The organism is Zhihengliuella flava (assembly GCF_015751895.1).
In the GTDB taxonomy this organism is placed as follows: Bacteria; Actinomycetota; Actinomycetes; order Actinomycetales; family Micrococcaceae; genus Zhihengliuella; species Zhihengliuella flava.
In genome coordinates, this window is the sequence record NZ_JADOTZ010000001.1 from 490618 (window position 1) to 515116 (window position 24499).

The window sequence follows — 24499 nt, forward strand, 5'->3', positions numbered from 1 at the left end:
GCCTCCCTCCGGCCCTTCGTGCAGAGCTCCATTTCATCCATCCAAAGAATTTGGCATTCACGAGGCTATCGACCCATGGGATGCATAAACAACTACATGATCACAATCTGTGGATAACTCGCACCGTCCACTGGTCAACTCCTGTCGCGTCACCGACGGTCCTATTGCTCCTAGGCTCATGAGCGCATCCCGATTCCATCGAGCGAGGAGTACAGTGCGCGGATTCATCTATCTGGATGACCACTTGTCGTATCCCCAGAAGACGCGGATCTTTGCCGTCGACACCTGCCGTGACATCCCCGGGGGGCAGCTGGCAGAGGCATTGACGCAGCTTGGTGCACCACAGAATCTCTACTACGGCGATCGGCAGCTCCAAGACCTCGAGACCGTCTCACTAGACCGCGCGATTCATGTCTCGCCGGTGCGTCAAACAGCCCTCCCGCTCGGCTTGCCGCGACTCTGGTTGACGGTTGAGTCGGGCCCCGATGCCGGTCGCAGCCTGACTTTAGACAGGGCGACCATCAGCATTGGACGCGGCGAGGGAACCTTGGACCTTTTAGACCCTGCACTTTCTCGACACCATGCGCGCATTGAATCTGACGCACAAGGCGTCCGCTTAGTAGGGACTGACGGCACTCACCGCACCTTGCACGTCGGGGACCGATTCACACTCGGATCCTCGAGCTTTGCGCTCCAAGAAGTCGCCCCGAGGAGCAACGCCACGACGGCGCCACACCAGCGCTGGCCCCCTCAGCCGCTCGATCCTGGTCCTCCGCCTCCCCGCCAACGGCCGTGGCTCCTGTTACTCGGCGCCGCTGCGCCCGTCGTTCTCGGATGTGTGCTGGCGCTCATGACCGGCTATTGGTTTTTCCTAGCATTCAGCGCGTTGGGCCTGCTCACGGGGGGCGTACAAGGAATCGACCACCTGCGGGACCAGCGCCGATTCGCAGCCGAGCTCCGGCGGCTGTCCACCGAGCACGCTTTACGCTTGGATAACGTGTGCCCCACGTTGGGTCAGCTGGGATTAGACCTACGGCAACCTGCCCAAACGCCTGAAACGGAGCACGCGGATCGAGAAGCTGTTCCGCCGGCGCTCGAACAACCTCTGCGTCTGGGCATGGGCCGCATCACCACACCACTCATACATCATGCAAGCAAAAACAGCAGTGTGGCACCCCGTCTGACCGGGCCTGCAGTCATCACACTACGCGCCGGACTCCACGCCGAATGCACGGGCGCTGCTTCATGGGCGATACTGATCCGCCTTTTGAACTTGGCCGCCGAGGGCTCAGTGACGGTCGTCCTTGACGAGGAGCTTAACCTCCCGCCTGAATTCTTGACCGTTCCAGGAGTGCTGCTTGGAGGCTCGGTCCCGGACCCTGAATTCGACCCCCATCTCTTGGTGGTTCACGTTTGCTCTCGCCGCCATGATCGCCCTCCAGGGCGGGACTCGGTACGCCTAGCGATGGACTGTTCTGATGCCACTCACTCCACGTGGAAGCTCATCTCAGCGCCAGAGGAGGTGGAAGCCTCACCAGATCACCCGGATGAACTCTTTCTCGATGGGGCGACGAGAGAGACAGCGCGCCGCCTCGCCAAGCATTTGTCCACACGTCGGCGTCGGCCGGGACACCGGCGTCGGCTCCCCGCTTCCCTTCCCCTGACGCGCCAAAACCCACCATGGACGGAATCCGCCCAGCATGGTCTCACGTGCACCGTCGGGCTGACACGTGACGGGCAGCTCGACGTCGACCTCGTCGCTGACGGTCCACACCTTCTGATCGCAGGAACCACCGGTTCAGGCAAGTCGGAACTGCTGAAGACCATCCTCACCGGCCTGACAGATGCCTACGCACCCCATGAACTCGGCCTCTTCCTCGTGGATTTCAAGGGCGGAGCAACCCTGAGCCCCTTCTCGGGCGGCCCGCACGCGCAGGCCTTCGTGACTGACCTGACGCACGAGTCCGCACAGCGCATGTTGGCTTGCTTGAGATACGAAGTCCGACGACGCGAACACGTTCTATCCACGCTAGAAGCGTCCGACTTTACCGACTACCGGCTCCGGTGTGCCGAGGCCACCTCGCCCTCAGAGCCCATGCCACGACTTGTCATCGCCGTCGACGAGTTCCGGGTTCTTGCCGAAGAACTACCCGAAGCCCTGACGGAGCTCCTGCGCATCGCCGCTGTCGGTCGCTCACTGGGGATGCATCTCCTGCTGGCCACCCAGCGTCCCCAGGGCATCATCACTCAAGATATCCGAGCCAATATCAACACCACGCTGTGCCTGCGGCTCCAGAGCGCCTTCGATGCCCAAGATCTCGTCGGCACTGATGAACCGGCTCTCATCTCAGCGGAAACTCCCGGGCGCGGCATCATCCGCCGCGGCGGGCGAGAGCCGCAAGAATTTCAGGCCGCCTCGAGTGCAGTCGCTGCGGCGCCATGGACCATCGCGGAGCTCACATCCTCCACCGCGCGTTCGATTGAGGTGCACGCCGAGCCTGCGCCCATCAGCCTTCCGCCACGTCAGGAACCGCCAGCCGGGCCGAGGCCACAGCTCTTCAGCCCTGCCTTGCCCGATTCCTTACACGCCCTAAGCCGCAGCCACTTGCGCTCGCTTCAAGCCACTGATGCGCCGGGCCAAACACACCTTGCCTTGGGGCTCCTCGATGACGTCAGTCGTCAGCGCCATAGCCCGTTGTTGTGGTCATGCGCCACCATGCCCCGCCTGGCACTCATCGGCGGACCCCTTGCGAACTACGCACAGTTCGTGCGCCGCGTGGCGCTTGGGGCCTGCTCTCTGAAGCAAGAGCACCACGTCTATCTAGCTGACGGTGCCGGCTGGTTGGCCGGCATCACGGAAGAGGCAACCCCGATCCCCCGCTTGGCCGGGTGGGCCACACCCGCCGAACCGAGCCGATTGCTGACCCTGTTCGACGTACTGAATAACACCGCAAGCCAGGTGCCCCGCCTCCTCATTGTGACAGGACTGGCCGAGTGGGCGGGCGCGCTCTCGCCTCCCGAGTACGCTCGCTGCGAGGAGCTTCTGGCGCTATTGGCCCGCACGGCGGAATCTCGGGGGCTCGCAGTCATCGCAGCCGGAGATCGGGACTTAACGTCGTCTCGATTCTTTCCCCTCGCCGAGCATCGGCTCTACAACAGTGTTGGATTGGGCCCCGAAACCACCATGAGTTGGCCGCGTCTCACGCCCACGCGCCCCGTACCATTAAGGTGCGCGTATACCGGACCAGAGACGGATCCACTGGGTCTGACAGCCCAGCTCCTCGGCGACGAAGAGCTGATCCAACACGGCGACGTCTACCCCGAGCCGACGCAGCCGATGTCGCGGTGCATTCCCCTTCCTTCGTTCGTCAGAGCCCCGATTCACGGCGGACCGACCTCTCGCCCTCACGTGGGCATCGCGTCTCCCGATCACCGTCCGTGGCACTGGAACGGTGAGCAAATCAATCTGATTCTGGGCCATTCGGGCAGCGGCAAGACAACGCTGCTCCAGCAGATTCACCAGCAATTGCCGGACTCGCTCATCTGGACTGGTCACGAACATGTCTCAGACCGTCCGGCAACGGTCCTTGTAGACGACGCTGATCAACTCACTGGGGAGTGCCGTTCCCGCCTCGAATCATGGTGCTCCCAGGGGACGACCGTCGTCATGACCGCACGCCCCTCTGCTCAATTGTTTGCCCGATTACCGCTCGCGCAGGCCGCACGGCAGTCGGGAACCGGAATACTCTTGGGGGCTCGTTCGCCACACGACGGAGATTTTTGGGGATGGCGCGTCGCGCCAACGACGCCAGCCCCTCCCGGTCGAGCGCTCACCATCATCGACGGAGAGCTCACGTGGGCTCAGGCCTGGGCGCCAGAAGAAGCCGTGCACGGAGTTGGCTAGCTTCGGGCCTCCGTGGCGGCGAGGTGCTGCCGGACGGCCGGACTAAAGAGGGCGATGATTCCTAGGGCGGCAACGGCCACCACGGCCCAGGCCACAGCCCGGGTGGCGTTGGTTCCGTCCGGCGAGGTGACGGGAATGGCGAGGATGATCTGAAAAATCTGCCACACCACGATGGCCGCTCTAGTCCACGCGTACCCCCGCCAGAAGCTCAAGGCCACCCAGAGTTGCGCGATTCCGGCCCCGGCAACCAAAGCCAGGAGGAACAGGCGCCCGGCCATACCCACTGGCCCCGGGGCCATGAGCTGCAGCCCCCACACCAACGCGATACCCAGCGCCGCGACAGCTTCCACTAATAGCACCAAGGAAACCAGCCACACGGCCGGGCTCTTGCGCGGGGCGACCGCACCGTCGTCGTGTGCGCGTGAAACCGGGGACTCACTCATACGCACCAGCTTATCGACACCCCCGGACGTTGGCGCGGCCCTCTTCCGCACGGCGGGCATCATATGCCATGGTTGTGATGAAGACCTCATCGGGTCGCGCCATTTTCTCCTGTTACACCCTTGTTTACGTATACGTAACGTGAAACCCTTGATTCTCGGCGTTGGGAAATCGGCCGCTTGTGCCTGAAGGTCCAACGCCGCTCGCAAGCTACCCGAACCCACCACAGCGGGCAGCTCGCCCCCATCTTTCACCCAGACCAAGGAGCATCATCGAGCATGGATTGGCGTAGTCGCGCAGCCTGCCTAGAGAAGGACCCGGAGCTATTCTTCCCCGTCGGGAACACCGGCCCAGCCCTGCTCCAGATCGAAGAGGCCAAGAGCGTGTGCCGGACGTGTGAAGTGATTGACACGTGCCTCCAGTGGGCCATTGAGTCCGGCCAAGATGCCGGCGTGTGGGGCGGCATGAGCGAGGACGAGCGCCGCGCACTCAAGCGCCGCGCCGCTCGCGCCCGCCGCGCGTCCTAGGCGCGCAACACTTAAGTCCGAGGAGCTGGCCGATGGCCGGCTCCTCGTTGTCTATCCGGAGACGGCTGCGGTCCACGATCAGCCGCGTTGGTCCGGCAAGAGCACCGGGAGTCTCGCTAGGATCGAGGAGTGGCAGTGCAGGGAAAGGACCCCCTTTATGGGGTGACGATTGACGGCCGGTATCGGGTGGAGTCCCGACTGGCTCGCGGCGGCATGTCCACGGTCTACCTCGCTCTCGATCAGCGCCTGCACCGCAAAGTCGCCCTCAAAGTGCTCTATCCTCACTTGGCCCAAGACCCCAAAGTGGTGGCCCGTTTTGAGGATGAGGCCATTAATGCAGCCAAACTCTCCCACTTCCACATCGTCAACGTCCTCGACCAAGGGGTCGATGGCGAGTATGCCTACCTCGTCATGGAATATGTCCCGGGCAAGACCCTGCGCGATGTCCTCGCGCAGCACGGTCGCTTGACGCCGCGCCATGCACTGCAATTAATGGACGCAATCGTCGATGGCTTAGCGGCAGCGCACGCCGCCGGCTTGGTCCACCGGGACATGAAGCCGGAAAACGTCCTCCTCGCCCCCGATGGGCGCATCAAGGTGGCCGACTTTGGCCTCGCACGGGCGGCGAGCAACCACACCGCGTCGTCAACGCTGGTGGGCACCGTGGCCTATATCTCTCCGGAGTTGGTCAAGGGAGAGCCGGCCGACGCGCGCAGCGACATCTACGCCATCGGCATCATGCTCTACGAACTCTTGACCGGCAAGCAGCCGTTCACGGCGGACATGCCCATCAACATCGCCTTCAAGCACGTCCAAGATGCTGTTCCTCCCCCATCCGAGGTGCTCCCAGGCCTAGCGCGCGACTTAGACGAGCTCGTGGAATGGTGCACCTCCAAAGATCCAGAGAACCGGCCGCATGACGCCGAAGCCCTCCTCGGCGAGTTGCGGCACATTGCCGGCGAGCTCACGGAGAAAGAGCTTGATTACGGGGCGAGCGAGGACTACACGACCCCCCTGCCGAGCGGTCCGGTCACTCTCGACCACGGCACGGATCCTGACGAGCAGATCCACAGCGCGACCGAAGTGGTACCTGGCGCGACCGAGGTGATTTCCCCCGACGCCGCAGCCACCAGCGTGATCTCCCCTGGACTCGCCGAGACGCAGGCCTTGGCAACGCCCACTAACGCGAGCTCAGGTGAGTCCCGCCGGTTCGACGACCAACCGGCGACGCCCGCCGAGGCCCTGCCCGCGGCCGCAGCCGGCGCCGCACTCACCCCGCGTCAAGCACGGAAAAAGGCCAAGCGCGACCACAAGCAGTGGAAAAAAGACGCTCAGGTCCCCCTCGAGTCTTTGGAGAAGAACCCGCGCCGGAAAGGCTGGCTGTGGGCCGGACTCGTCTTTCTCCTCGCGGCACTCCTGGGCACGGCCGGTTGGTTCTTCGGCATGGGTCCCGGGGCCAGCGTCACCATCCCGGCCTTGCACGGCGAATCGGCCGAAGATGCGACGGCTCGGCTGGACGAGCTCGGTGTTGCCGCCGCCTCGTCTCCCATCTACGACGACGACATGGCAGCTGGCTACGTGGTCGGCACCGACCCGGAAGCCAACACCACGATTCGACGCTTCCAGGGGGTCGAACTCCTCGTCTCCCGCGGACCCGAACTCTTCTCCGTGCCCAACCTGCGCGGCCTGACCTTGGATGCGGCCGAATCGGAGGTGGCTGAGGCCCAGTTGACCCTTGGGGAGACGACCGAGGACTACAACGAGTCGGTCCCGGCAGGCGAGGTCGTGTCCCAAGATCCCGCGCCAGACGAGGAATTGCGTCGAGGAACGGAAATCGACGTGGTGCTCTCCGCGGGGCCCGCGCCGGTCGATGTCCCCGATGTCACGGGCCTATCGGCGGAAGACGCGGAGAATCAACTCACCTCGCTGGGTCTGACCGGCGAGGTCGCCGGCGAGGAGCACAGCACCGAGGTTGCCGAGGGCCTCATCATCGCCCAATCGCCCTCGAGCGGTCAGGTGGAACGCGGGGGAACCGTCAGCTACACGGTCTCCCTCGGACCGCGCATGGTCGAGGTACCGCGCGTGACCGGCCGGCAGCTTGAGGAAGCCAAGCGCCTTCTCGAGGAGGCCGGATTCGTCGTCGAGGTCACCGAGGGCACCTTTGGCATCATCTTCAATACAGTGGCCACCCAAGATCCTGGCCGCGGTGAACTGCTGCCCGAGGGCTCAACAGTCACCATCGGCGTCGTCTGACGGGCCGTTCAGATCGAACTGCGGTTCGCCCGAAGATTGCTGCGACACGCGCACTCCCAGGTACCGCCGCCCATCGTCCATGACGAGGTCGACCAGCGCGTCCGCGCCGGTCCACGAATAGGACTCAACGCTGCGCACCTCAGGGAACGCCCGATGAATATTGGCGATCATGGCCTCGTCGGCCCGTTGCAGACCCACCAGCCCGCTGGCCACCATCACCAGGGCTAACACCAATGCCGCGGCGCCAACCCCCGCTTGGGTCCACAAGCTGGCCCGCCGCTGATACGTGCGCAGCCCGCGGGAATCACGACGGTACCGCCGCCAACGCAGCAACACGTGGACCAGCAGCGGAACCGCGACCAACAGTCCGACAACAGCCGCACCCAGTTGCACCATTGGAGTCAGGTAGTCCACGTGTGTGTACATGCCCCTCACCCTATCCACCCGTACCGTGGCAAAACGACGGCGGTGGGCGCCCACCTTGGGGCCGCCCACCGCCGTCGTCCCCGCCGCCACCTCGGCGTCGCGGGACGGTTCAGCCGCGCGGGCCCCGATCCGCGAGCGCGCCAGAGACGAGGAAGGCCATCTCCAAAGACTGACGATGGTTGAGCCGCGGGTCGCAGAGTGACTCGTAGAGGTCATCGAACTGGTCCTCGCGAATAGGATCAGCGCCGCCGAGGCACTCAGCGACGTCGTCGCCCGTCATCTCCACGTGGAGGCCGCCGGCCACCGTGCCGAGCGAGTCATGGACCTCGAAGAAACCCCGAACCTCATCCATCACGTCATCGAAGCGCCGGGTTTTGTACCCATTAGCGCTGGTCACCGTGTTGCCGTGCATGGGGTCCGTGACCCACACGACCTCGGCACCGGACGCGGCCACCTTCTCCACCAACTGCGGCAGCTTCTCCCGAATGTTCTTCGCCCCCATGCGGGAGATGAAGGTCAAGCGGCCCGGCTCACGATTCGGGTCGAGCTTGTCGATCAGGGCGAGAGCATCATCAGGCGTGGTGGTGGGGCCGAGCTTGACCCCGATCGGGTTATGGACCCGGGACAAGAAGTCCACGTGGGCACCGTCGAGATCGCGTGTACGCTCGCCAATCCAAAGGAAGTGACCGGAGGTGTCGTACGGCAACCCCGTGCGCGAATCCGTGCGGGTCAGCGCGCGTTCGTAATCGAGCAGCAGGGCTTCGTGGGCCGCGAAGAATTCGGTCCGCTTCAGGGCCTCGAAATCGGCGCCGCACGCGGACATGAAACGCACCGCCCGGTCGATCTCAGCGGCCAAGGACTCATATTCCTTGTACGCCGGGTTGGCCCGGAAACCTTGGTTCCACTGATGCACCGCTCGCAGGTCGGCGAAACCGCCTTGCGTGAAGGCCCGGATCAGGTTCAGCGTGGACGCTGAGGTGTGATAGGCCTGCACCATGCGCGCCGGGTCGTGCCGGCGGGACTCTTCGGTGAAGTCATACCCATTGACGATTTCGCCGCGGAACGCGGGCAACGTCACGCCGTCGCGCGTTTCCATGTTCGACGAGCGTGGCTTGGCAAACTGGCCGGCCATCCGCCCCATCTTGATGACGGGCATGGAAGCGCCGTAGGTCAGAACCACCGACATCTGCAGGATGGTCTTGACGCGTGCGCTGATCTTGTCTGCCGTGGCACCTTCAAAAGTCTCCGCGCAATCCCCACCTTGGAGCAGGAAGGCGCGCCCCTTGGCGGCCTCGGCGAGGCGTGCGCGCAGGATGTCCACCTCGCCAGCGAAGACCAACGGGGGCAAGGCGGAAAGCTCGGAGACGGCCTGCTGCTGCTCAGCGGTCCCGGACCAGTCGGGCTGCTGCTTGATGGGCAGCTCGCGCCAGGCGTCAAGCCCAGGATCGGTTGCAGGGCCAGGGATGGGCGCCGTCAACGGCGCGGATGCGTTTCCTACGTGACTCACGCACACCAGCGTAAAGCTCTGCGGGCGTCCTCCCCCAGCCGGGTCCGTAATATGGGCACCGGTGACGGTTGGATATCACTCCGGGCCAGAGGCGCCGCCGTCGGTAGCCTCGGGCGGCGTCTGCCGTTGGTTCTTCACCGACGCAGCGTAGAGGTCCGCGTACTCTTGACCGGACAAACGCATGATCGCGTACATGATCTCGTCGGTCACCGATCGCTGAACGTAGCGATCGTCCTCCAGCCCGGCATACCGGGAAAAGTCCAGCGGCTCCCCAATGATCATGCCGACGCGCCGAATATTGGGGACCGTCTTGCCGATGGGTTGCACCTTGTCCGTACCGATCATCGCCACGGGGATGACCGGCACCCCCGTGGAGAGCGCCAGTTTGGCGACGCCGAGTTTTCCTCGGTACAGCTTCCCATCCGGGCTTCGCGTGCCCTCTGGGTAGATGCCCAGCAATTTCCCGTCCAACAGCGCCTTCTCCCCCGCACCGAGCGACTTCGCCGAAGCGGGTCCGCCGGAGCGATCCATGGGGAGTTGATTCGTCAGGCGGAAGAACGCGGCAGTGATCTTCCCTTTGAGCCCTTGGCCCGTGAAGTATTCACTTTTGGCCAAGAACACCACTGGGCGGTCGACCTCGACGGGTAAGAAGATGGAGTCGGACACCGACAGATGATTGCTGGCGAGAATCGCGCCGCCCGACGTGGGGATGTTCTCAAGGCCCTTCACCCATGGCCGAAAGAGAATCTTGACCAACGGCGCAATCAAGAGCCGTTTCATCACCCAATAAAACACGTGTTTGCCTTCCACGTTAGAAAAGCCAGACCTTCTCCCCTACGAGGTCGGCTCGATGCCGTTTAAGCTCTACTCTAGGCTTAAGCGCACCTCACGTGCGTGGTCGCCCAGTTTGGAGCCCTCGTGATGGACCTTCCCAACGATCCACTCTCGCCCCTCGCGGTCAGCCCCTCCGGCGCGCGCGACGCCGTCGTGGTCCTTCACGGCTTTACATCCTCCCCAGCCAGCGTGCGCGGTTGGGCCGAGGACTTGTTGAGCGCTGGCTACGCCGTCGAGCTCCCCCTCCTCCCTGGCCACGGCACCCGCTGGGAGAACCTGGCCGCCACGCCGTGGACGGCCTGGCGGGATGCCGCAGTGGCGGCCTACGACCGGCTCCAGCGAAACCACCGGCGCGTGTTCGTCTGCGGCCTCTCCATGGGTGGCGCACTGGCGTTGGAAGTTGCGGCTGCACGGCAGCCTGCGGGGCTGGCCCTCGCGAATCCGGCGTTGACCTTCGCTGACCCCACTGCCCACTTGGCCCCAGTCCTGAAATATGCCGTACCCACCGTCGCTGCGATCGCCAACGACATTGCGCGGCCTGGCCAGGACGAGCATGCATACTCGCGCACCCCCGTCGCCGCTGTGGCCCAGCTGGGCGCCCTCTTCCGTCATGTCCGCACCGTGCTGCCCCGCGTCAACGCTCCGCTGGTGGCCTTCCGATCCACCACGGACCACGTCGTTCCCGACTCGAGCCTGGAGACCCTTTGGAAGCGCGTCGGAACGGATCCGGCGCGGCGGCGCGTGTATTACTTGGAACAGAGCTACCACGTGGCCACGCTCGATTTCGATGCCGACCGGATCACCACCGAAACGCTGCGCTTCTTCGCCAACCTTTCTGCCCCGGAGATCGCAGGCCAGCCTGTAAGTTACTCTTGAGTACACTGTGAGCCACGCCACTGATTACCGCGTATGATCGACGCAACAACAATGAACTGGGAGGGTCTCGTGCACGAGAAGAGCGTCGCCCCGCTGATCGTCAGCCCGAAGGAAACCAACGCCACCGATTTTGTGTTGCGTCAGGAGGCAAACCCGGAGAACCTCGCGTTGTTCTCCGTGCCATCGGCTGACGGCACCTGGACAGATATCAGCGCGCAGGAGTTTGCGGCCGACGCGCGCCGTATCGCCAAGGGGCTCATGGCCAGCGGCCTCAACGCGGGAGACCGCATCGGCATCATGTCCCGGACCCGCTACGAGTGGACCCTCGTCGACTTCGCCATTTGGTTCGCTGGTTGCGTCTCCGTTCCGGTCTATGAAACGTCCTCGCCGTCTCAGGTGGCCTGGATCTTGGGCGATTCCGAAGCCCACGCCGCTTTTGTCGAGGCCGGACGCCACGAGAACGTGGTCCGCCAGGCAGCGCAACAGGAGCAGCTGGCCATTGCCGACGTCTGGCAGTTCGACGACGACGGTTTGGACGAGCTGCGGCAGCTCGGCGCCGAGGTCAGCGACGAGGACCTCGAGGCACGCCGTTCCTCGCTCACGCTCGACTCCCTCGCCACCATTATTTACACCTCCGGTACCACCGGCCGGCCTAAAGGCTGCGAGCTAACCCACGCCAACTTTGTGGAGCTGGCCGAGAACGCCGTCGCATCGCTGAATTCGGTGGTGTATCCCGGCTCGTCCACCATTATGTTTCTCCCGCTGGCGCATGTCTTCGCCCGTTTCATCGCCGTCTTGAGCGTGGCGGCGGGCACCCGAGTGGGGCACACGGCCGATGTGAAGAACCTCTTGGAGGACCTCCAAAGCTATCAGCCCACGTTCCTCCTCGCGGTCCCCCGCGTCTTTGAGAAGGTCTACAACAACTCGATGCTCAAGGCTGAAGATGCCGGCAAGGGAAAGATCTTCCATGCCGCGGCCGCCACGGCCATTGCCTGGTCTGAAGCCCAAGAGACCGGCGGCCCGTCCTTCTTCCTCAACGTCAAACACAAGGTGTTCGACAAGCTGCTCTACAGCAAGATTCGTGCTGCGATGGGTGGCAAAGTGACCCACGCCGTCTCGGGTGGCGCCCCGCTGGGATCGCGTCTAGGGCACTTTTTCCGAGGACTCGGCGTCACGATTCTCGAAGGGTACGGCCTGACGGAAACGACGGCGCCCATTACGGTGAACACCCCGCAGTTGAACAAGGTTGGCACCGTTGGCCCGCCCCTGCCGGGCAACTCCGTACGCATCGCTGATGACGGTGAGATCTTGGCCCAGGGCGTGTGCGTCATGCGCGGCTACTATCAGCGCGATGATCTGACTGAAGACGCCATCCGTGACGGCTGGTTCCATACGGGTGACATTGGTGAGCTGGATGACCACGGCTACCTCAAGATCACCGGCCGGAAGAAGGAAATTCTGGTGACCGCTGGTGGGAAGAACGTGATTCCCGCTCAGCTCGAGGACAGCATCCGCTCCCACGCGATCGTGTCTCAGTGCGTGGTGGTCGGCGACCAGAAGCCCTTTATCGCCGCGCTCGTGACGATTGACGAGGAAGCCCTGCCCGGATGGCTCCAGCGTCATCACCTCGAGGCCCAAACAGTTGAACAGGCGGCCCAGTTGCCACAGCTAAAGGAGGAGATCCAGAGCATTGTGGACCAGGCCAACAGCCACGTCTCTCAGGCAGAAGCCATCAAGGAATTCCGCATTGTTCCGTCGGACTTCACGGAAGCGTCCGGTCACCTCACCCCGTCGATGAAAATCAAGCGGGCGCAGGTCCTGAAAGACTTCGCGGGCGTAGTCGACGACATCTACGGGCAGGCGACGTCCTAGTCACCTCACGAGTGCAGGACACAGGAGGGACGGGCCATCAGCTCAAGGCGATGGCCCGTCCCTCCGCTGTACTGTGTGGTCCTGCGGGCTCGGGTACGCCGCTAGGCTCCGCGCAGCTGATCCACCACCAAGGCGGCCAGCTCCATGACCGCCTCACGCGTCGCCGGGCGCAGGCGGTCCAAGGCCACCTCAGATCCCTCGGCCAAATGCGGGTCGTACGGCAATCGAACCACCGAGTCGACGCGGCTTGTGAAGTGCGCTTCGATCTCGTCCACCTTGACGCCGCGGCTGAGTCCAGCCGACTGGTTGATCACTACAATGGCCTGCTGCGCCAGATCCTTGCGCCCATGGGCCTCGAGCCACGACAGGGTTTCTGAGGCTAAGCGTGCCTCATCCACGCTCGCTCCGGACACCAACACCACGAGGTCTGATTTCTCCAGCGACCCCCGCATCACCGAGTGCACCATGCCAGTGCCCGAGTCGGTGAGGACGATCGAGTAGAACTTGCTCATCAGATCCGTCACTACACGGTAATCCGAATCGTCGAACGCTTCCGCGACGTGCGGGTCCGTGTCAGAGGCCAGCACGTGTAGGCGCGACCCCTTCCGTGCGGCGTACTGGGAAATCTTGGCGAAGGAATCCACGAGATACCGGTTCTGCACGAGCTGGCGGCCGGTAAAGCGCGCGGTACCTGGTGACCGATCGCTGAGCGTTCCCCGGTCCGGGTTCGCGTCGAGGGCTGCTACGCGGTCCTCCCGTACTTCTGCCAAGGCCATCCCCAGCAGGGTCGTCGCAGTGGTTTTACCCACGCCGCCCTTCCGCGAGAGCACGGTGATGAACTTGGTCCCGCCCTCGAGCGGTCCCTTAATTTTGGTCTCCCGCATGCGCCGCATGCGGACCGCATCCGAGTCCCCGACGTTCACGCGTCCCAGCGTCGCTTGATAGAGCCAACGGCGCCAGCCACTTTCCGGACTCTTCTCGCGCGGAGGGATCAGCCGATCGGCGGTTAAGGAATCGGCGCGCTCGGGGACGCTGGCGGAGGCCGCCGCCTCGTCCCCTTGATCCGCCGAGGGGCGATCCAACTCGCCCGACTGTTCTCTCGCGGGAAAGCGCGTTGCATCCTCGGCTGTGGCACGCATGGCCTCGTTCAGCACCTGCTCCAACGGGTCTTCCCGCAGGGCCTGCCCACGCTCGTCTGGCAGCTCGCCCTGCCGCGGGTCGCCATCCACGGGGTTCTCTTCCACCGTCGTAGGTTCCTCGTTCGGTGCATCTGCCGCCTCGGAGGAGTGGTTCTGCGAGGCATCCGCGGAGGAAGACGTCGATGAATCCTCCGGGCGCGAGTTCTTCGGCTGCTCAGTCATGTGGCCCTCTCACTTCTTGGGTCCGCGGGCGTCCAGCGGCACATTCAGCACTCACCCTAACCCACCACAGAAAACGGCGGCGGTGAAGACCCTGTCGGGTTCCTCACCGCCGCCGTCGTCGTCAGCACTACCTAGGAGGTGGCCTCCAGAACGATCAGCAGGTCCCCGCCGTCGACCTGAGCCGTGCCGGAGATGGCCAGGCGGGCAACTCGGCCTGCCTGCGAGGTGGTGATCGCCGCTTCCATTTTCATGGCCTCGATGGTGGCGACCGTATCCCCCACCTCGACGACGTCTCCCACCTGAACCAGAGTGGTCACGGCCCCAGCGAACGGCGCAGCAACATGATTCGGCTGGTGGGGATCCGCCTTCTCAGCCACCGCGACGGTCGATTCCACCGACCGGTCGCGGACGACGATCTGGCGCATCTGGCCGTTCAGCGTGCACATCACCGTGCGCATGCCCTTCTCGTCCGGATCACTGATGGCCTGCAGCGTGGCCAGTAGCCGCACGCCCTTGCCCAAACTAATGACGTGCTCATGGCCCGCCTGCAGCCCGTAGAGGTAGTCCCGACTGTGCAGGACGGAGACGTCACCAAAGTCGGCACGAGTCTTCTCGAAATCACGGGTTGGACCCGGGAAGAGCAGCCGGTTCAACGTGTTTCGACGCGTCTGCGAGTCGGCCCGCAACGCATCGCGATCCTCGCGGTCTAGGGACTCGACGCGGATCTTGACCTGCCGGCCGTCGAGAGCCTTCGACCGGAACGGCTCAGGCCAGCCTCCCGGTGGGTCTCCGAGTTCCCCGGCGAGGAACCCAATCACCGAGTCCGGTATGTCATAAGCCTTGGGATTTGCCTCAAAATCCGCGGGGTCCACGCCTGCGCCGACGAGCTGCAGGGCGAGGTCTCCCACGACCTTGGACGACGGCGTGACCTTGACCAAGCGGCCAAGGATCGCGTTCGCGGCCGTGTACATGTCCTCGATCGCTTCGAACCGCTCGCCGAGCCCCAAAGCAATGGCCTGTTGGCGCAGGTTGGACAACTGACCGCCCGGGATTTCGTGTCGGTAGACACGCCCTGTGGGTCCGGGCAGCCCGGACTCGAACGGCGCGTACATGGCACGCACGGCCTCCCAGTAGGGTTCCATGGCGGCCGCGGCGTCAACCTCGATCCCGGTGTCACGCTCCGTGTGCGCCAGCGCCGCGATCAAGGCCGACATCGATGGTTGGCTCGTCGTGCCGGCCATCGAGGCGCTCGCGACGTCCACGGCGTCGACCCCGGCATTTACTGCCGCCATGATAGTGGCCAACTGACCACCAGCGGTGTCGTGCGTATGCAAGTGCACGGGCACTTCGAAGCGCTCGCGCAATGCCGTGACCAGCTGCTCCGCAGCGGCTGGTCGCAGCAGTCCAGCCATGTCCTTGATCGCGAGAATATGGGCTCCCGCGTCCACGATGCGTTGAGCGAGATTGAGGTAGTAGTCCAGCGTGTACAGATCCTCGGCGGGATCCAGCAGGTTTCCGGTGTAGCACAGCGCCACCTCTGCGACGGCGGTGCCGGTCTTACGTACCGCGGCGATGGCCGGGGCCATCTGATCGACATCGTTGAGCGCGTCGAAGATGCGGAAAATATCAATCCCGGTGGCCGCAGCCTCCTCGACGAAGGCATCCGTCACTTCCGTCGGATACGGGGTGTAGCCCACCGTATTGCGGCCGCGCAACAGCATCTGCAGGGGGATGTTTGGCAGTTCCGCGCGCAGCAGTTCCAGACGTTTCCACGGGTCCTCGCCCAAGAAGCGCAGCGCGACGTCGTAAGTCGCACCGCCCCACACTTCCATCGAAAATAGCTGCGGCAAATTGTGCGCCATTGCCGGGGCCGCAGCCAGCAGGTCCCGCGTCCGCACCCGGGTCGCCAAGAGCGATTGGTGCGCGTCGCGGAACGTGGTGTCCGTCACCCCAACGGCAGACTGCGCCCGCAGCTGCGCGGCGAAACCCTCCGGGCCCTTCTCTAGGAGCACCTGCCGCCAGCCCGACGGCGGGGTGAGTCCGGGCGCCGGGCCATCGAACGGGCTCCGCACCGGCTGTTCCGACTTGTCACCTGGGTAGTACGGCAGCTTAGACCGGGGGTCGATGCCATCGATCCGCGGGCCATTCGGCTGGTTCACCGTCACGTCAGCCAAGTACGTCAGGGCCTTGGTACCCCGGTCCTGGGACCGGTTGCCTTCGAGCAAATCCGGGCGTGAGTCAATGAAATCCGTCGCCACGTCGCCCGCAATAAACTGTGGATCGTCGAGGACGTTCATCAAGAACGGGATGTTGGTCGCCACGCCGCGAATGCGGAACTCGGCCAGAGCACGCCGGGCGCGCCGAACCGCCATCGGATAGTCCCGGCCACGGCAGGTGAGCTTGACCAGCATGGAGTCGAAATGCGGGGAGACTTCCGCCCCGGTGTAAATCGTCCCGCCATCCAACCGCACCCCGGATCCACCGGCCGAGCGGTACACGCTGATCGTCCCCACGTCCGGGCGGAACCCATTCGCCGGGTCTTCCGTCGTGATTCGGCACTGCATCGCGGCACCGCGGATCCGCAGATCTTCTTGACGGATCTGCAGATCCTCGAGCGTCTCCCCGGCGGCGATCCGTAGCTGCGAGGAGACCAAATCGATGTCCGTGATTTCTTCCGTCACGGTGTGCTCGACCTGAATCCGAGGGTTCATCTCGATGAATACGTGCTGCCCAGCCCGTTCGCCCACCGTGTCCACGAGGAACTCGACCGTGCCCGCGTTTTGGTACCCCAGAGCCTTCGCGAACTTCACCGCGTCGGCATACAACGCCTGGCGAGTCCCCTCGTCGAGGTTCGGTGCGGGCGCCATCTCAATGACCTTCTGGTGCCGGCGCTGCAACGAGCAGTCACGCTCAAACAGGTGCACCACATTCCCCTGGCCATCGGCCAGGATCTGCACCTCGATATGTCGCGGCCGCAAGACAGCCTGCTCCAAGAACACCGTGGAATCACCGAACGCCGTTTCGGCCTCGCGCATGGCAGCGCCCAATGACTCTGGCAAATCCTCCCGACGATCGACGCGGCGCATACCGCGGCCGCCGCCACCAGCGACGGCTTTGACGAAGACTGGGAAACCGATCCGATCGGCCTCGGCTAGGAGATACTCTTCATCGCGGCTTGGTTCGGACGACGCGAGGACGGGGATGCCCGCCTTCCGCGCGGCACGCAAGGCCTCAACCTTGTTTCCGGCCAGTTCGAGCACCTCGGGTGGCGGCCCGACGAAGGCAATCCCCGCGTCGCGCGCGGCGCGCGCCAGATCGGGATTTTCCGACATGAACCCGTAGCCGGGATAGATCGCATCGACGCCGGACTCAGTCGCGACGCGGATGACCTCGTCCACGTCCAGATAGGCGCGCACAGGATGTCCCTGCTCGCCAATTTCGTAGGCCTCGTCGGCCTTCTGCCGGTGAATCGACCCACGATCCTCATGCGGGTAGACGGCCACGGTCTTTGCGCCCAGTTCGTATCCGGCGCGAAAAGCTCGGATAGCGATTTCGCCACGGTTCGCGACGAGAACCTTCTTGAACATCATGCTCCTGAATGCCTTGGTCGGCGGCGTCTCAACGGGTTTCGTTGTGGCGCCGGGACACACCGTTGTGTCCGACGTGTGATCCACGCTATAGGGCGGGGCCCACCAGCAGAAAACCTGCCGTCATATTGAATCTATTTGTCACCGAGCCATGTTGGGGCGCGTGGCCTCTCGCAACGTATGATGACTGGGGTGAGCACGCCGGAAGGCAATACACAGAAGGGGATGTGGTCAGTTCCGTGCAGGTTGTGGGTATTAGCAGTCTCAAGGGCGGAGTGGGTAAGACCTCCGTCACGCTCGGGTTAGCCTCTGCCGCACTCTCCGCCGGCACGCCGACGCTTGTCGTCGATCTGGACCCACATGCCGACGCCAGTACGGGCCTTGGCGTCGCCCTGACTCACCCCCAACAGGAGATCGGGCGCCAACTCAAGGCTGGCCGCCGCGGCGACCTCGAAGCCAACGTTCAGCCCAGCCCATGGGCCTCGCGTTCCGAACGCGACGCGGCCGTCCTCGATGTAGCCGTCGGGGGCTCTTACGGCACGGTCTACGACCGCCCGGATCTACGCCCCCGTGACTTGCGCCGCCTGAAGCAACTGCTGGACAAGACGTCCAAATACGATCTCGTGCTCATCGACTGCCCGCCATCCCTCAACGGCCTGACCCGGCAGGCGTGGACCGCCAGCCACCAAGCCGTCCTCGTCGCAGAGCCCAGCCTTTTTTCCGTCGCGGGCACGGAGCGCACCATGCGTGCCATCGACATGTTCAAGAATGAATTCACCACCCCTTTGAATTCCACCCGAGTCGTGGCCAATCGCTTCCGCGAGTCTTCGACCGAACAACGCTTCCGTCTGTCCGAAATGCGCCGAATGTTCAGCTCGCACTTGATGAACCCGGTCCTGCCAGAGCAGCCTGACTGGCAGCAGATCCAAGGTGCAGCATATGCAGTGCACCAGTGGCCAGGCGAGGCGGCCAAGCAGACGGCTCAGCACTTCGATCAGTTACTCGCCAGCCTGCTGGGCACGCAGCAGAAGCGCCCGCGCACGCGCGGCGTCCCGGCAGCATCCACGACGGCGTAGTTTCGCGCGAAACGCTGAGGGTGCCCCCCTAGTGGCTGGCACGACCGCGTTGTGAAGTTAACGACGACGGCGCCAACACCACCGTGGTGTTGGCGCCGTCGTCGTTTGTGACCTCTTAGCTCGCCGTCCGCTTTTTGGCCTCGCGGCGCCGGCTCAGTTCGTCCTCAGGGAAGTCGTGGCTTTCCGCGGACTCACTGGGCAGTTCGGAGAGGCTGCCTTCGACCTCGCGCCAGACGCGACCCACCGCGATTCCGAACACGCCCTGTCCGCCCTGAACCAGGTCGATGACTTCATCGGCTGACGTGCACTCGTAGACGGACGCACCGTCGGACATCAGCGTGATCTGAGCCAAATCCTCAACGCCGCGTTCGCGCAAGTGACCCACCGCGGACCGAATCTGTTGCAGGGAAACGCCGGTGTCAAGCAGGCGCTTGACGACCTTGAGCACCAGAATGTCACGGAAGCTGTAGAGCCGTTGGCTGCCGGAGCCATGGGCTCCACGGACCGCTGGCTCAACCAACCCAGTGCGCGCCCAATAGTCGAGCTGGCGGTAGGTGATACCAGCTGCCTTGCAGACGATGGGACCGCGGTAACCGGCGTCTTCATCGAGATGCGGCAGATCTTCCGTGAACAGCAAGCCCTGTGCATGGCGGACAGCCGCAGCATCACTGCGCGGACCGGTGCGGTGATCGCTGGTCGGACTCACGTGAACCCTCCTTGTCATGGCTCCCCGTGGGGAAGTGCTCGAGGGACACTGCCACATGGACGCCTCCATCCATTGTGCCGACAAGTCATCACTCGAGGCAATGAGAACCTTGGCTCTGACGCTACGGGGTGCGGGGGGTCCGGTCAATGACCTTCAAGTTTAACTTGAGGGCGTGTCGCGGTTACCGCTCAAAGTCCTCAGGTTCGATATCCGCCAAAAACTCCCGAAATTCGCGGACCTGGTCCTCCTTGCGCGCTGCGCTCTCGCCGTCGTCAGCCTCGCCAATGAGGACGCCGGCTTCCTCGAGGACGTCTTCGCCGCAGCGCAGGGGGGCCTGGGTGCGCAAGGCGAGCGCGACGGCGTCGGACGCGCGAGAATCGACTTCGGCTCCATTCGACAGGACGATGCGAGCGAAGAAAACGGCCTCTTGTACGTCAACGATCTTGACTTCAACAACAGCGACACCAGAGGCCTCAAGCAGGGCCACCATCGTGTCGTGTGTCATGGGCCGCGGCGTGGAAATCGCCTGCAGGGACATCGCAATAGCGGAAGCCTCCGGAGCACCAATCCAAATCGGCAGATGCCGCTCACCGTCACGCTCCTTCAGGAGGATCAGCGGCTGATTGGAGGGCAGCTCAATTCGAACTCCTACGACGTCTATCTCGATCATCCGACTCCCCGCCTCACCCGAGCCAATGGTGGCCTCTGCGGGACAGCGGCTCGGTGACCTGCCCGTTTCAGCCTAGTGGTCGAGTCGCGAAAGCGCACCCTGCACGAGAGCGCTATGCAGCGTCAGGCACGCCTCGCTCATTTCCCGTGCGGATTCTGCGGCCTGGGCCCGCGATGACACTTCCTTGCGTGAGCTCACGGGGGCGATGGCGCGCTCAACGAGGCCGACCTCGCGGTCGGCTGCCGTACGGAAGGCGCGCAGGTGGCGCGGTTCGATCCCGAACCCTGCCAGTTTGACCGCCGCCGAAACAACGCGCACGTTGTGCTCATCGAAACGGTCGTCGTCCGCAGCGATGAGGCCATACGCCACGAGTTCGTCGATCAATCCGCCATCGGCCCCTGTCACGCCGATCATCTCCGCCCGCGTCAAGTGACGCGTTCGCCCGGCCAGTTCTTGGGCCAACTGCTCCCCGACGCTCCGAGGAGCCAGCGTGATCCCGCCGGGCAACTGCTCGGGGCGTTCGCCCCGATCCACGGCGTCAAGGTAATCCTTGATGACCTTCAACGGTAAGTACTGGTCCCGCTGCAGGGCCAAAATAAATCTCAGCCGATCAATGTCCCCCGGCGTGTACTTCCGGTAACCGGCAGCCGTGCGCTGGGGCGTAACCAGTCCCTTTTCCTCAAGAAAACGGATCTTCGAGGCACTGACTTGCGGGAAATCCTCCTGCAGCTCGGACAGCACCTCCCCAATATTCAAGACCTGAGGGCGCGCCGGACCGCCGGCAGCGGATGGCTGACGTGCATGTGCGGATGAAACCACTGTGGACAGTCCTTGGATCGAAACTAGGCGTGCGAGCCGGCGTAGAAGGTCAACCGGAACTTTCCGATCTGGACTTCAGCCCCTTGCCGCAAGATCACAGCATCAACCCGGTCATGATTGACGTAAGTGCCGTTCAGGCTGCCGGCGTCGACCACTTGAAACCCGTTCTGGGCGCGCCGAAACTCCGCGTGCCGTCGCGAGACCGTGACATCGTCCAAGAAAATATCTGCCTCGGGGTGGCGTCCTGCAGTGGTCAGGTCTTCGTCGAGCAGGAAACGCGCCCCGCGATTTGGCCCTGAATGAGCAATCAATAGCGCCGACCCGGCGGGCAGCGCGGCGACTGCCTCACGTTCCTCGTCGGACAGCGTATGATCCACCGCGCCGCTGTCCGGGCTGGGAGGCAAACTGATGTTCGTTGTCTCGGTCGCCAGCTCGGCGGGGGCCTGCGTCGGCGTCTTCTCCCCATCATGAGCGCTCATGGCGTCTCCTCCTCAGTCACACGGTATAACCACAGCTCAGCGCCGGAACTCTCCCGGCGTCACCGCCGAGCTTCAGTCCATCCAGCCTAGCCCAAGTTAATCATGTTGTTATCACCGAGTGCACTCCTCACAGGGAATTATTCGCCAATGATGAGCAAGAAATACTCGTTCCCGAGACTTCACCTTCTGTCCCTGCCGGGATACCGCCCTGTGCGGTTACAGTGTGTCTCATGGACACCGGGCAAGAAAAGACAGAGTCAACGGCACGGCCGACGCGGTCAGCGCTCTCCGAAACCATGGTGCGACAACCGTTTAGTCTCGGCTTCTTCGTCACCCTCGGAGGGCTCTTGGCCTTCGCCTTAGGTGCGGCCATCGACAACCTCTCGACCATACTGGTCTACATTGCGCTGGCCTTGTTCATTGCCTTGGGCCTCGATCCACTCGTGGTGCGGCTATCCCGGGGCGCGCTGAGTAGGACGCGGGCCATTGTGATCGTCTGCCTCGGATTTTTGACTGTCATCGGCGGGGTACTTCTCCTGATCGTCCCCACTGTCGTAGGCCAAATTGCCCAGTTCATCCGTTCGGCTCCCACCCTCGTCGCTGATTTTCAGGAATCGTCGTTTTTCGGCTGGGTCCAGGAGACGTTCGGCGACCAGGCAGGCTCGCTCATCGCCGATGCACAACTCTTCGTCACGGATCCGGGAAATATCGCCGCGATCGGTGGGGGCGTCCTGCAGGTTGGGTCCACCGTGGCCACCGGGATTTCCGGGGCGGTCATCGTCATCGTGCTGGGCCTCTACTTCCTCGCCTCACTGCCCGTCATGAAGACGTCCCTGTTGCGATTCGTCCCCGCACGCAACAGGCAACTGGTCGGTTCGATTTCGGATGAGATCACAGCCTCCGTCGGCAGCTACCTCTCCGGAATGGTCATCCTCGCGCTGCTCAATGCGTGCTTTACGTTTGTCATGCACCTCATCTTGGGCCTGCCGTTCCCCCAGCTCATGGGCGTCGTGGCCTTCTGCATCACGCTGATCCCGCTGATCGGACCCGTCCTGTTCTGGGGCATCGGCTCCCTCGTGGCCCTCTTCTCCAGCCCGGTCGATGCCCTGATATTCGCCTTGGCCTACGTGGTGTACATGCAGGTCGAGGCCTACGTTCTCACTCCACGCGTGATGAACAAGACCGTTTCCGTGCCAGGTTCCCTCGTGGTCATCGGGGCCCTGGTCGGTGGAACACTCTTGGGATTGCTGGGCGCCCTCGTCGCCATCCCCGTGACTGCAGGACTGCTACTCATCCTCAAGCAGGTCATCATCCCCCGCCAGGACGCCAAGGTCTAGCAACGAGGATCACCCCGTTTAAACACAAAAGGGCCCGGCGAGTTGAACTCGCCGGGCCCTGGTGGTCGGGCTGACAGGATTTGAACCTGCGACCCCATCACCCCCAGTGATGTGCGCTACCAAGCTGCGCCACAGCCCGAAGTTTTCGCAGCGTTCTCCCCGGTCGGGCCGAGGTACCGTCTGCGAAAAGCTCCTCAAACACTCTACCCCATCACCCGCCCGGAACGCGCATCGAACGCGGTGAGCGCGTGGCGGATCACCCTAGCGCCGCTTGCTGCGCTTCTCCCGGACACGCATCCCGATCTCAATCGGGGTGCCCGCGAACCCGAACGTCTCGCGGAGGCGGCGGGTAATGAACCGGCGGTAGCCCTGATCCAGGAAGCCCGTCGTGAACAACACGAATCGAGGCGGCCGCGAGGACGCCTGCGTCGCAAAGAGAATCCGCGGCTGCTTACCACCGCGCACCGGATGCGGATGCGCGGCCACGAGCTCACCCAAGAAGGCGTTGAGCTTGCCGGTGGGGATGCGAGTGTCCCATGACTCCAGCGCTGTCGACAGAGCGGGCACCAGCTTGTCCTTGTGCCAGCCGGTCTTGGCGGACAGGTTGACCCGCGGGGCCCAGTGGACGTGCGCCAGATCCCGCTCGATTTCCCGCTCCAAGTAGTAACGACGCTCGTCGTCCAAGGTGTCCCACTTATTGAAAGCCAACACCAGGGCACGACCAGAGTCGATCGTCATCTGCAAGATGCGGACATCCTGTTCGGAGAGCACCTCATCGACGGCCAACAGGACGACGGCGACCTCCGCTTTATCGAGGGCACTCTGTGTCCGGAGGGAGGCGTAGTAGTCCGACCCGTGCGCCATGTGCTGGCGGCGCCGGATTCCTGCGGTATCGACGAAACGCCAGGTGCGCCCGCCCAGTTCCACGAGCTCGTCCACCGGGTCGCGGGTGGTGCCGGCAAAATTGTCTACCACCACGCGTTCTGAGCCAGCCAGCTTGTTCAGCAGCGACGACTTCCCCACGTTGGGGCGCCCGATAAGAGCCACCCGGCGTGGTCCGCCGCGCGGAACCAGTCCCCCATGTGCGGAGTGCTCCGGCAGCTTCTTCAACAGATCATCGAGCAAATCGGCCGTGCCTCGCCCATGCAGCGCGGACACGGGATAAGGCTGTCCGAACCCGAGGCTCCAGAGGGCGTGTGCCTCGGCCTCTTGATTGAAATCGTCGATCTTGTTGGCCACCAGGAACACGGGTTTCTGGATGCGACGGAGCATCTTGACCACAGATTCGTCGGTCGCGGTGGCACCCACCATCGCGTCGACGACGAAGATGACTGCATCGGCCAGATCCGCGGCGATTTCCGCCTGTTCAGCCACGCGGGCATGAATGCCCTTCGCGTCGTGCTCCCACCCGCCGGTATCGACGAGCGTAAAGGGGCGCCCCTCCCATTCGGCCTGGTACGAGACTCGATCGCGTGTCACGCCGGGAACGTCCTCGACGACGGCTTCGCGGCGCCCAATGATGCGGTTCACCAAGGTCGACTTGCCGACGTTCGGACGCCCGATGATCGCCACCACCGGCGGAATCTCGTCGTCGTCCTCCACGAAGCCGTCCTCGGAGAGAGCGGCGAGCAGGGCGGCGTCATCCTCGTCGAGATCGTAATCGTCGAGGCCGGCGCGCAGCGAGGCCATCCGGGCCTCAGCGTCCTCGTCGGAGATCTGCGCGAAACGCTCGGCGACTTGGTCCTCACCCGCGGGCAGGTATTCCTCGTCCTCGCCCGGGTAGGCGGCATCAGTCATCGTTACTCGTTCCTTCGTTTCTGGCAG

The 24499-nt window shown here is 63.8% G+C and carries 18 protein-coding genes and 1 tRNA gene; 7 read left to right on the forward strand and 12 right to left on the reverse strand.

Annotated elements, in window-relative coordinates; translation table 11 throughout:
* Positions 1 to 1522: 1522 nt before the first annotated feature.
* Positions 1523 to 3904, forward strand: a complete 2382-nt coding sequence (locus tag IW252_RS02345; protein WP_196835104.1) for an ATP-binding protein — start codon at positions 1523 to 1525, stop codon at positions 3902 to 3904.
* Here the strand turns inward: IW252_RS02345 and IW252_RS02350 are convergent.
* The gene (locus tag IW252_RS02350; RefSeq protein WP_196835105.1) at positions 3901 to 4347 is read right to left on the reverse strand and encodes a hypothetical protein; all 447 of its coding nucleotides are present in this window, start codon (positions 4345 to 4347) and stop codon (positions 3901 to 3903) included. The two genes, IW252_RS02345 and IW252_RS02350, sit on opposite strands and share 4 nt — an antisense overlap.
* Positions 4348 to 4623: 276 nt before the next feature.
* Here IW252_RS02350 and IW252_RS02355 point away from each other — a divergent pair, with 276 nt between their 5' ends.
* On the forward strand, positions 4624 to 4872 hold the full coding sequence (locus IW252_RS02355) for a WhiB family transcriptional regulator (protein ID WP_102157788.1): 249 nt from the start codon (positions 4624 to 4626) through the stop codon (positions 4870 to 4872).
* A gap of 129 nt (positions 4873 to 5001) precedes the next feature.
* On the forward strand, positions 5002 to 7125 hold the full coding sequence (locus IW252_RS02360; RefSeq protein WP_331271402.1) for a Stk1 family PASTA domain-containing Ser/Thr kinase: 2124 nt from the start codon (positions 5002 to 5004) through the stop codon (positions 7123 to 7125).
* On the opposite strand, the gene IW252_RS02365 is transcribed toward IW252_RS02360, so the two are convergent.
* From IW252_RS02365 to IW252_RS02375, 3 genes are all read right to left on the reverse strand, one after another.
* Positions 7099 to 7551 (reverse strand): hypothetical protein, encoded by a 453-nt coding sequence (locus IW252_RS02365; protein WP_196835106.1) that lies wholly within the window; start codon positions 7549 to 7551, stop codon positions 7099 to 7101. The two genes, IW252_RS02360 and IW252_RS02365, sit on opposite strands and share 27 nt — an antisense overlap.
* 109 nt (positions 7552 to 7660) lie before the next feature.
* Positions 7661 to 9058 (reverse strand): class II 3-deoxy-7-phosphoheptulonate synthase, encoded by a 1398-nt coding sequence (locus IW252_RS02370; RefSeq protein WP_408065757.1) that lies wholly within the window; start codon positions 9056 to 9058, stop codon positions 7661 to 7663.
* Between the two features lie 75 nt (positions 9059 to 9133).
* The gene (locus IW252_RS02375) at positions 9134 to 9853 is read right to left on the reverse strand and encodes a lysophospholipid acyltransferase family protein (RefSeq protein WP_196837049.1); all 720 of its coding nucleotides are present in this window, start codon (positions 9851 to 9853) and stop codon (positions 9134 to 9136) included.
* A 126-nt stretch (positions 9854 to 9979) separates the two neighbouring features.
* Between IW252_RS02375 and IW252_RS02380 the strand changes: the two genes are divergently transcribed.
* Both IW252_RS02380 and IW252_RS02385 read left to right on the forward strand, forming a co-directional pair.
* Positions 9980 to 10768, forward strand: coding sequence for an alpha/beta hydrolase (locus IW252_RS02380; RefSeq protein WP_196835108.1), 789 nt, complete (start codon positions 9980 to 9982; stop codon positions 10766 to 10768).
* A gap of 69 nt (positions 10769 to 10837) precedes the next feature.
* Entirely contained in the window at positions 10838 to 12640 is a 1803-nt protein-coding gene (locus tag IW252_RS02385) for an AMP-dependent synthetase/ligase (RefSeq protein WP_408065758.1), read from the forward strand.
* A 101-nt stretch (positions 12641 to 12741) separates the two neighbouring features.
* Here IW252_RS02385 and IW252_RS02390 read toward each other — a convergent pair whose 3' ends face one another.
* Both IW252_RS02390 and IW252_RS02395 read right to left on the reverse strand, forming a co-directional pair.
* Positions 12742 to 14001, reverse strand: a complete 1260-nt coding sequence (locus IW252_RS02390; RefSeq protein WP_196835110.1) for a MinD/ParA family ATP-binding protein — start codon at positions 13999 to 14001, stop codon at positions 12742 to 12744.
* 131 nt (positions 14002 to 14132) lie between these two features.
* Entirely contained in the window at positions 14133 to 17588 is a 3456-nt protein-coding gene (locus tag IW252_RS02395) for a pyruvate carboxylase (protein ID WP_196837050.1), read from the reverse strand.
* Between the two features lie 239 nt (positions 17589 to 17827).
* Here IW252_RS02395 and IW252_RS02400 point away from each other — a divergent pair, with 239 nt between their 5' ends.
* Entirely contained in the window at positions 17828 to 18664 is an 837-nt protein-coding gene (locus IW252_RS02400) for a ParA family protein (RefSeq protein ID WP_196837051.1), read from the forward strand.
* A 115-nt stretch (positions 18665 to 18779) separates the two neighbouring features.
* Here the strand turns inward: IW252_RS02400 and IW252_RS02405 are convergent, their stop codons facing one another.
* The 4 genes from IW252_RS02405 to IW252_RS02420 all read right to left on the reverse strand — a co-directional run bounded on the left by IW252_RS02405 (position 18780) and on the right by IW252_RS02420 (position 21338).
* The gene (locus IW252_RS02405; protein ID WP_196835111.1) at positions 18780 to 19370 is read right to left on the reverse strand and encodes a MerR family transcriptional regulator; all 591 of its coding nucleotides are present in this window, start codon (positions 19368 to 19370) and stop codon (positions 18780 to 18782) included.
* A gap of 181 nt (positions 19371 to 19551) precedes the next feature.
* On the reverse strand, positions 19552 to 20040 hold the full coding sequence (locus tag IW252_RS02410; RefSeq protein ID WP_196835112.1) for a bifunctional nuclease family protein: 489 nt from the start codon (positions 20038 to 20040) through the stop codon (positions 19552 to 19554).
* Positions 20041 to 20112: 72 nt separating this feature from the next.
* The gene (gene ftsR, locus IW252_RS02415) at positions 20113 to 20859 is read right to left on the reverse strand and encodes a transcriptional regulator FtsR (RefSeq protein WP_331271403.1); all 747 of its coding nucleotides are present in this window, start codon (positions 20857 to 20859) and stop codon (positions 20113 to 20115) included.
* Between the two features lie 23 nt (positions 20860 to 20882).
* The gene (locus tag IW252_RS02420; protein WP_196835113.1) at positions 20883 to 21338 is read right to left on the reverse strand and encodes an FHA domain-containing protein; all 456 of its coding nucleotides are present in this window, start codon (positions 21336 to 21338) and stop codon (positions 20883 to 20885) included.
* 230 nt (positions 21339 to 21568) lie between these two features.
* On the opposite strand from IW252_RS02420, the gene IW252_RS02425 reads away from it, so the two are divergent.
* Complete coding sequence (locus IW252_RS02425; protein ID WP_196835114.1) at positions 21569 to 22675, forward strand: AI-2E family transporter; 1107 nt, start codon at positions 21569 to 21571, stop codon at positions 22673 to 22675.
* A 62-nt stretch (positions 22676 to 22737) separates the two neighbouring features.
* Here the strand turns inward: IW252_RS02425 and IW252_RS02430 are convergent.
* Positions 22738 to 22814 (reverse strand) — tRNA-Pro (locus IW252_RS02430).
* A 122-nt stretch (positions 22815 to 22936) separates the two neighbouring features.
* Positions 22937 to 24472: a ribosome biogenesis GTPase Der gene (gene der / locus IW252_RS02435; protein WP_196835115.1), complete on the reverse strand. Its 1536-nt coding sequence runs from the start codon at positions 24470 to 24472 to the stop codon at positions 22937 to 22939.
* Between the last annotated feature and the right edge of the window lie 27 nt (positions 24473 to 24499).